Raw genomic sequence first — 8611 nt, 5'->3', positions numbered from 1 at the left:
GCCCAGCGCCACCCCGTCCCCGCTCCCTTCTCCGTCCCCTGCCAAGGCCAAGGCCAAGGGCCCGAACGTGAGCGGTTGCTACACCCGTGACGACGGCAAGATCTTCACCTACGGGGACGACATGCCCGGCGTCATCACCGGCAGGGGCGAGACCGGCGTGGTCATCACCTACGAGCGCCGCGGCAACGTGTGCACCTGGCGCCCGCTGTCCGACCGGCTGGTCGCCGCCGGCTACCGCGTCCTGCTGTACGCGCGCAAGTCCACCGACCTGCCCGAGGACACCGCGCTGGCCATGGCGGGGCGGCTGGCCGGGGAGAAGGGCGTGAAGCGGGTCTTCCTGGCGGGCGGCTCGATCGGCGGCACGGTGTCGGCCACGGCCGCCCTGGCACTCGGGAAGCAGGCCGCGGGGGTGATCTCCCTGTCAGGCTCGATCGACGCCGCCGACGCGGCCAGGCTGAAGGTGCCGCTGCTGCAGATCGGCACCGAGCACGACGACTACGGCGGCGCCGACGACCTCCAGGCCGCGCACGACGCCGCCACCCGGGCCCCCGACCGGCAGCTGCACGTCATCAAGGGCGAGCGCACGCACGCCTCGGAGCTGTTCCGGGGCCCCTACGCCACCGAGGTCATCGACCGGGTCGTGGCGTTCATGGACCGGCACAAGGGCTGAGCTCCACCAGGTTGTCGTGGTAGACCGCGCCCCTGCCCAGGTCGGCGTCGCGCTCGGCGACGACGCTGTTGGGGTTGGCGCCGCCCGGGCTGAGCTTGGGCCAGCTGCCCTTGGGCGAGGCGACCACGCCGGGCGCCACCCGGTCGCTGATCTCGACGTCGGCCAGGAAGCCGCCGCCGGCGTTGTGCACCCGTACGCGCTGCCCGTCCGCCAGCCGGCGCGCCCGTGCGTCGGCCGGGTTGACCAGCACCACCGGTTCCTTCGCCCGCCGCCGCAGCTCCGGGTTGTTGCCGAAGGTGGTGTTGAGGAAGGTGTGCGGGGCCGGCGTGATCAGGGTCAGCGGGTACGGCCCGCGCCCCGCCGTACGCGCCGACAGCGACGGGACGTACGCCTTGCCCGGCGACGGGAACCGCAGCCGGCCCGACCGGGTGGGGAAGCCGTCGGCGTGCGGCGTGAAGGGATCGGGATAGTTCATCCGCACCCAGCCCTCCTTGCGCAGCCTGTCGACGGTGATCCCCTCAAGCGAGGAATGCCCGCTGGACAGCAGGTTCTCGGCCAGCTCCAGATCCGTGTCGAACAGCGACGGCTCGGTCATCCCCATGTGCGCCGCCAGCCGGCGGAAGGTCTCGGTCGTCGACAGGCACTCGCCGGGCGGCGGGCTCGCGGGCTCGTTCCACAGCAGGTAGAGGTGCCCGTAGCCGGCGTGCAGGTCCATGTGCTCGGTCTGCATCGTCGCGGGGAGCACGATGTCGGCGTAGTCGACCGTGTCGGTCGGGAACTGCTCCATGACGACCGTGAACAGGTCGTCGCGCATCAGGCCGCGCCTGATCCGGTTGCTGTCGGAGGTCGAGGCGACCGGGTTCGCGCCGTAGACCCACAGGCACTTGACCGAGTCGGGGTCGGCCAGCTCGGAGGCCAGCCGCGTCATGGTGAGCGTGCGCACCGGCTTGGCCAGCAGGTCGTCGCGCGTGTCGATGTTGACGTGCACGTGGTCGCTGGTGGAGTAGGCGACGCCGCCGCCCGGATGCCGCCAGTCGCCGGTCACGGCCGGGATCGCGGCGATCGTGCGCAACGCGGTGCCGCCGCCCTCGTGCCGCTGGATGCCCATGGTGGCGCGGATGGCGGTGGGCCGGGTGTGCGCGAGCCGCATCCCCAGGCTGTGGATGGCGGACGCCGGGATGCCGGTGATCTCCGCCGCCGTCTCGACCGGATACTTCAGGATCTCGGTGCGGAAGCCCTCCCAGCCCTCCGTGTGCCGGGCCAGGAACTCCTCGTCCTGCGTGCCCTCCGACAGCACCACGTTGAGCAGGCCGAGCGCGAGCGCCGCGTCGGTGCCCGGCCGGATCGCCAGGTGCTGGTCCGCCTGGTCGGCCGTCCTGGTGCGGATCGGGTCGATCGCCACCACGTGCGCGCCGCCGGCCCGCGCGTCCTGGATGAACTTCCACAGGTGATGGCCGCTGGTGAGCGTGTTGGTGCCCCACAGCAGGATCAGCCGGGACTGGGCGAAGTTTTCCGGGTCCATGCCGCCCGCCGAGCCGTTCGTCAGCCGCAGGCCGGAGGTGCCCGCCGCCGAGCAGATGTTCAGCCAGTGCCGCGACGCGCCGAGCAGGTTCCAGAACCGGCGCCCGGCCACGCCCTCGCAGCCCTGCAGGTAGCCCAGCGTGCCCGTGCCCTGGTAGGGCCAGATCGCCTCGCCGCCGTGCTCCTCGACGATGCCGCGCAGCCGTACGGAGATCTCCTCCAGCGCCTCCTCCCAGGAGATGCGCTCGAACTGCCCGGAGCCCTTGGGACCGGTACGGCGCATCGGATGGAGGATGCGGTCGTCCGCCCGGGTCTGCTCCAGGTAACGGTTGACCTTCACGCAGAGCGCGCCGCGCGTATAAGGATGGTCGGGGTTGCCGCGCATCTTGACCGCTTCGCCGTCCCGCACGGTGACCACCCAGGAGCAGGTGTCCGGGCAGTCAAGCGGACACGCCCCCAGCACCTTAAGTTCGCCCGACATGCGTCACAGCTTATGTGGAGTCCCTGTGACGCGGTCAGGGGGAGTTCGCGGTAGAAATCAGAGGTGAAGGGTTGGAGCTCCACCGACACGGGGCTCGCAGATCGTCCGGTCCGCCCGGAAAGGTGCAGAATCACTGTCGGTGGCCGAAATCAGAGAAGGCGAAGACACGGAGGACCTCTCGAAAGGGGATCCAGCCGTGGGCGAAGCACGCGCTGACGCGGACGTCTACGTGGTCGAGCCGCTGCTGCCCCAGCGCCTGCGCCGGCCCTCCGACCTGCTGCGGCTGTTCGCCACGCTGCTCACGCTCGGCGCGGTGATCCTGCTGGCCCTGGTGGCCAAGCAGACGCTCAGCGGCCTGGAGCGCGACGTCAGCGAGGGCACCGCCCTGGTGCCGCTGCTCAGCCGGGTCGCGACGTTCGTCGGCGGCGCGGCCGTGCTCATCGTGCCCGTCGCCTTCGCCGTCGAGCGGGTCTTCCACCGCGACGGCCTGCGCGTCGCCGAAGGGCTCATCGCCGCGATCGTCGGCATGGTCGGCGCGTTCCTGCTCGGCCAGTGGCTGGTCGGCGGCAACGTCGAGGACCTCGGCAGGCTGCTCACCGGCGGCCGCCCGATCGAGCCGCTCAACACCCTCCTCACCTCCGTCACCGCCTACGCCACCGCCGTGCGGATCTCACGCCGGCCGACCTGGCGGGCGCTCGTGTGGACCGTGATCGCCCTCGACATCCTGGCGCTCTACTCCGGCGGCCAGATCACGCTCCCCGGCGCCATCGTGACCGTCCTGGTCGGCATGGCCATGGGCTACGCCACCCTGTACGGGATCGGCAGCCCCAACACCAGGCCGCCGGGCAACGCCGTGGTGGCCACGCTGCGCAGGCTCTCGTTCTCCCCGGTGTCGGCCCGCCGCATCGAGGACGACCACCAGGGCAGCCGCCGCTACGCCGTCGGGCTGGCCGACGGCGCCGGCCTCGACGTCACCGTGCTCGACCGCGACCGCCAGGTGGCCGGCCTGCCGTACCGGCTGTGGCGGCGCATCCGCCTCAACTCCGAGACCAGGCGCAGGGCCATCAGGTCGCTCCGCGCCGAGCTGGAGCGCGAGGCGCTGATGGCCTACGCCGCGCAGGCCGCCGGCGCCAGCACGCCCCGCCTGCTCGGCACCAGCGAGATCGGCACCGAGGCCGCGCTGCTCGTCTACGAGCACCTCGACACCCGGCCGCTCGACGAGGTGCCCGACGAGGAGATCAGCGACGACGTGCTCGCCCAGATCTGGGAGCAGGTCTCACTGCTGCAGATCCAGCGGCTCGCGCACCGCAGGCTCACCGGCGACGGCATCCACCTCGACCGGGCCGGCCGGGTCGTGCTGACCGACGCCCGCAGCGGCGAGATCGCCGCCGGGGACCTGCTGCTGCGCCTGGACGTCGCCCAGCTCCTCACCTACCTGGCGCTGCGCGTCGGCGCCGAGCGGTCCGTCAGGGCCGCCACCGCCGTGGTGGGCTCCGACACCCTGGCCGCCGCCATGCCGCTGCTGCAGCGCATCGCGCTGACCCGCGAGACCCGCGCGGCGCTGTCGAAGGACAAGCACCTGCTCACCGGGATCCGCGAGCAGATCGTCGCGCTCAAGCCGCAGAGCAAGCCGGAGGAGATCCGGCTGGAGCGCTTCCGGCCGCGCACGCTGATCACCATCATCGCCAGCACGTTCGCCGCGTACATCGTGCTGTCCCAGCTCAGCCGGGTCGACGTGGTCCAGGTGGTCACCACCGCCAACTGGGCCTGGACGGGGCTGGCGCTGCTCGCCTCGTTCGTCAGCTTCGTGGCGGCCGCGCTGATGCTGCGCGGGTTCGTGCCCGAGCACCTGCCGCTGTGGCGCACGGTGCTCGTGCAGTTCGCCGCCTCGTTCGTCAAGCTCGTCGCGCCCGCCGCCGTCGGCGGCGTCGCGATCAACACCCGCTATCTCCAGAAACGCGGCATCGTCCCCGGGCTGGCCGTGGCCAGCGTCGGCGCCTCACAGCTCGTCATGATGGTCTTCCACATCGGCCTGCTGCTGCTGTTCGCCTACATCACCGGGTCCAACACCGCCACCACCTTCACGCCCTCGCGCGGCCTCGTCGTGGTGCTGCTGGGGGTGGCGCTGCTGGTCGTGGTGCTGTTCGGCATCCCGCCGGTGCGCCGGTTCATCACCCGGCGGATGCAGCGGCTGTTCGCCAACGTGCTGCCCCGGCTGCTCGACGTGCTGCAGACGCCGCGCAAGATGATCGAGGGCGCGATCGGCACCCTGATGATCACCATCGCGTTCGTGGGCTGCCTCTACGCGTGCGTGCACGCGTTCAGGGGAGAGATCGACTTCACCACCGTCGCGGTCGTCTACCTCACCGCCAACGCCATCGGCTCGGCCGCGCCCACGCCGGGTGGCCTGGGCGCGGTCGAGCTCTCGCTCACCGCCGGGCTGAGCGTGGCCGGGGTGCCGCCGACCCTGGCCACCTCGGCCGTGCTGCTCTACCGGCTGCTCACGTTCTGGCTGCCGGTGCTGCCCGGCTGGGCGTCCTTCACCTACCTGCAGCGGCACGAGGCCCTGTGAGGTCGTCGATCGCCTTCAGCTCGTCCTCGGTGAACGCCGGGCCGTCCACGCACGCCACGTTGTCCTCAAGCTGACCCACGCTGCTCGCGCCGATCAGTACGCTCGTCACGCGCGGGTCGCGCAGCGTCCACGACAGCGCCATCTGGGCCAGGCTCTGCCCCCGGCCCCTGGCCAGCTCGTCCAGCGAACGAGCCAGCTCCACGTCGATCTGCTTCTCGCTGAGGAACCGGCTGGTCGCCGCCCGCGAGTCGGCCGGCACGCCCTTCAGGTAGCGGTCGGTCAGCAGCCCCTGCGCCAGCGGCGAGTAGACGATGCAGCCCATCCCCGCCTCCTCCAGCGTGTCCAGCAGCCCGTCCTCGATCCACCGGTTGATCATCGAGTAGGACGGCTGGTGGATGAGCAGCGGCGTGCCCATCTCCCGCATGATCCTGGCCGCCTGGGCGGTCTGCTCCGCCGAGTAGTTGGAGATGCCCGCGTACAGCGCCTTGCCCGAGCGCACCGCCCGGTCCAGCGCGCCCATGGTCTCCTCCAGCGGCGTGTCGGGATCCGGCCGGTGGCTGTAGAACACGTCCACGTACTCCAGGCCCATCCGGCCCAGCGACTGGTCCAGACTGGCCAGCAGGTACTTGCGCGACCCCCACTCGCCGTACGGGCCGGGCCACATGTCGTAGCCGGCCTTGGTGGAGATGACCAGCTCGTCCCGGTACGCGGCGAAGTCCTGCCGGAAGATCCGCCCGAACGTCCGCTCCGCCGACCCGTACGGCACGCCGTAGTTGTTGGCCAGGTCGAAGTGCGTCACGCCCAGGTCGAACGCCCGGCGCAGGATCGCCCGCGAGTTCTCCAGCGGCCGGTCGTCGCCGAAGTTGTGCCACAGCCCCAGCGACACCGCCGGCAGCTTCACCCCGCTGCGCCCGCTCCTGTTGTACGGCTGCCGCTCGTAGCGGGCGGCGTCCGCCTGGTAACTCATTCCGTGCCCCTCTCGATGATCCACGACAGCGCGAACGCCTCTTCCCGCCAGGCGTCGTAGCGTCCGCTGCGCCCGCCGTGCCCCGCGCCCATCTCCGTCTTCAGCAGGAACGGCCCACCGCTCGCCGTCGCGCGCAGCCGCGCGATCCACTTGGCCGGCTCGTGGTACAGCACCCGCGTGTCGTTCAGGCTGGTGATGGCGAGAATCGGCGGGTACGCCCTGTCGTCCACGTTCTCGTACGGCGTGTAGCCCTTCATGTATGCGTACACGTCCGCGTTGTGCAGGGGATCGCCCCACTCGTCCCATTCGATCACCGTCAGCGGGAGCGACGGGTCGAGGATGGTGTTCAGCGCGTCCACGAACGGCACCTCGGCCACCACGCCCGCGAACTCCTCAGGCGCCAGGTTCACCGCCGCGCCCATGAGCAGCCCGCCCGCCGACCCGCCCCTGGCGATCACCTTCCCGCTCCAGCCGGCCTGCTTGAGATGCCCGGCCGCGGCCACGAAGTCGGTGAACGTGTTCTTCTTGCTGGTGAGCTTGCCCTCCTCGTACCAGCGCCGCCCCATCTCGCCGCCGCCGCGCACGTGCGCGATGGCGAACACGAACCCCCGGTCCAGCAGCGACAGCCTCGGCACCGAGAAGCCCGGGTCGATCGAGGTCTCGTAGCTGCCGTACCCGTACAGCAGCGTCGGCGCGGGCAGGGTCGTGTCCTTGCGCTTGACGACCGAGACGGGGATCTCGGTGCCGTCCTCGGCCGTGGCCCACTCGCGGAACTGCTCGTAGTCCTCGGCGTCGTAGCCGCCGAGCACCGGCCGCTGCTTCAGCAGGATGAGCTCCCGCGTGGCCAGGTCGTAGTCGTACACGCTGGCCGGGGTCACCATGCTGGTGTAGGCCAGCCGCAGCCGGTTCGTGACGAACTCCGGGTTGCCCGCCGGCCCGACGTCGTACAGCGGTTCCGGGAACCCGATCTCGTACGGGGCTTCGCCCTCGGGCAGCACCCGCAGCCCGGTCAGGCCGTCACGGCGGAAGTGCACGACGGCGTGGCCGGCGAACGCGTCGATCTCCAGCAGCCGGGTGTCGTCCCGGTGCTCGATCAGCGCGGTCCAGGAGCCGGGGTCGTCGAGCGGCGCGGTGGCCAGCTCGAAGTTCTGCGCGTTCTCGTTGTGCAGCACGTAGAAGAAGTCGCCCGCGTGCTCGACGCCGTACTCGACGCCGGTCTTGCGGGGGCGCACCAGCCGGAACTCGCCGGCCGGGTCGGCCGCGTCGAGGATGCGCACCTCGCTGGTGATCTTGCTGCCGGAGCCGAGCACCAGGTAGCGCTCGCTGCGGGTCAGGCCGATGCCCACCCAGAAACGCTCGTCGGTCTCCTCGTAGACCAGCACGTCCTCGCTGGTGCCGAGCGTGTGCCGGTAGACCTGGAAGGGCCGCCAGGCGTCGTCGACGCGCGTGTAGAAGAACGCCGACCCGTCGGCCGACCAGGCGCCGCCGTAGAAGATGTCGGAGATCTCGTCGGCCAGCAGCTCACCCGTCACCAGGTTCTTGAACCGCAGGGTGAAGCGCTCGTCGCCCTTGAAGTCGGTCGAGTAGGCCAGCATCGTGCCGTCGGGCGCGACGGAGCTGGTGCCGACGGAGAAGAACGCGCTGTCGCCGGCCAGTTCGTTGCCGTCCAGGATGACCTGCTCGCGGTCGAGGCGCTCGCCCGGCGTGATCTCCGGCGGCGTGTCGCCGTCGGCGGGGACCCGGCAGGAGGTGGCGTACTGCTTGCCCTCCTCGGTGCGGGTGAAATACCACCAGCCGCCCTTACGGCTCGGCACCGACAGGTCGGTTTCCTGCGTGCGGCCCTTGATCTCCTGGAAGACCTGCTCCTGGAGCTCGGTCAGATGGGCGGTCTCCTCCTTGAGAAAGGCGTTCTCCGCCTCCAGGTAGGAGATCGTTTCCGGATCGTCTTTGTCGGTCAGCCAGGCGTACTCGTCGATCACGGTGTCGCCGTGATGCGTGCGCTCGGCCGGAACCTTCTTCGCCACAGGGGGCGTGTTGCCTCTGCTCACGTGGGGGAGTCTATGGTCGGCCGTGATCGATTTGTGGCCTGGTCGTGTGGACGACACGGCGCGAACGGTCTTGGGCGCTGCTAATCTTTGAGAGCCGACGCGGTGCGGCGCAACCAAACCTCTCTCACTCAGGTGATTTCGGTATGGGCTGCGCGACTGGCGAAGGCACTCCCCGATGGCTGGTAAGTTAGCGGGGCGTCGAAATTCCAGCAGGTCGAGCGGGTCCAGTCAATTTGACAGGGACTTGAACGGCTGAAAGAATTAAGACACAACGAAATGAGCGCCTCTCGCAGGACCGGGGAGTATGCGTCCGTTTCTTGAGAACTCAACAGTGTGTTAAAAGCCAGTGCAT

The 8611-nt window shown here is 70.4% G+C and carries 5 protein-coding genes; 2 read left to right on the top strand and 3 right to left on the bottom strand.

Annotation, left to right across the window (positions count from 1 at the left end):
* The coding region (locus ADY59_RS45425) for an alpha/beta hydrolase (RefSeq protein WP_231619204.1) at positions 1–670 on the top strand (670 nt) is incomplete at its 5' end.
* Here ADY59_RS45425 and ADY59_RS45420 read toward each other — a convergent pair.
* On the bottom strand, positions 648–2672 hold the full coding sequence (locus ADY59_RS45420) for a molybdopterin-containing oxidoreductase family protein (RefSeq protein WP_049576977.1): 2025 nt from the start codon (positions 2670–2672) through the stop codon (positions 648–650). The genes ADY59_RS45425 and ADY59_RS45420 overlap by 23 nt on opposite strands.
* A gap of 196 nt (positions 2673–2868) precedes the next feature.
* Here ADY59_RS45420 and ADY59_RS45415 point away from each other — a divergent pair, with 196 nt between their 5' ends.
* Positions 2869–5244 (top strand): lysylphosphatidylglycerol synthase transmembrane domain-containing protein, encoded by a 2376-nt coding sequence (locus ADY59_RS45415; RefSeq protein WP_049576974.1) that lies wholly within the window; start codon positions 2869–2871, stop codon positions 5242–5244.
* On the opposite strand, the gene mgrA is transcribed toward ADY59_RS45415, so the two are convergent.
* Positions 5213–6211 carry an L-glyceraldehyde 3-phosphate reductase gene (gene mgrA, locus ADY59_RS45410; protein WP_049576971.1) on the bottom strand — a complete coding sequence of 333 codons (999 nt, stop codon included), beginning with the start codon at positions 6209–6211 and terminating at the stop codon, positions 5213–5215. The two genes, ADY59_RS45415 and mgrA, sit on opposite strands and share 32 nt — an antisense overlap.
* Complete coding sequence (locus tag ADY59_RS45405) at positions 6208–8259, bottom strand: S9 family peptidase (protein ID WP_049576969.1); 2052 nt, start codon at positions 8257–8259, stop codon at positions 6208–6210. The genes mgrA and ADY59_RS45405 overlap by 4 nt, the downstream gene beginning before the upstream one ends.
* Positions 8260–8611: the final 352 nt, after the last annotated feature.

This window comes from Nonomuraea sp. SBT364 (assembly GCF_001083785.1).
Lineage (GTDB): Bacteria > Actinomycetota > Actinomycetes > Streptosporangiales > Streptosporangiaceae > Nonomuraea.
This window is presented reverse-complemented; position numbering and strand designations above follow the sequence as displayed.

Coding starts and splice junctions, on each gene's coding strand:
- ADY59_RS45420 (WP_049576977.1), bottom strand. CDS start 2,672: ATGTCGGGCGAACTTAAGGTGCTGGGGGCGTGTCCGCTTGACTGCCCG.
- mgrA (WP_049576971.1), bottom strand. CDS start 6,211: ATGAGTTACCAGGCGGACGCCGCCCGCTACGAGCGGCAGCCGTACAAC.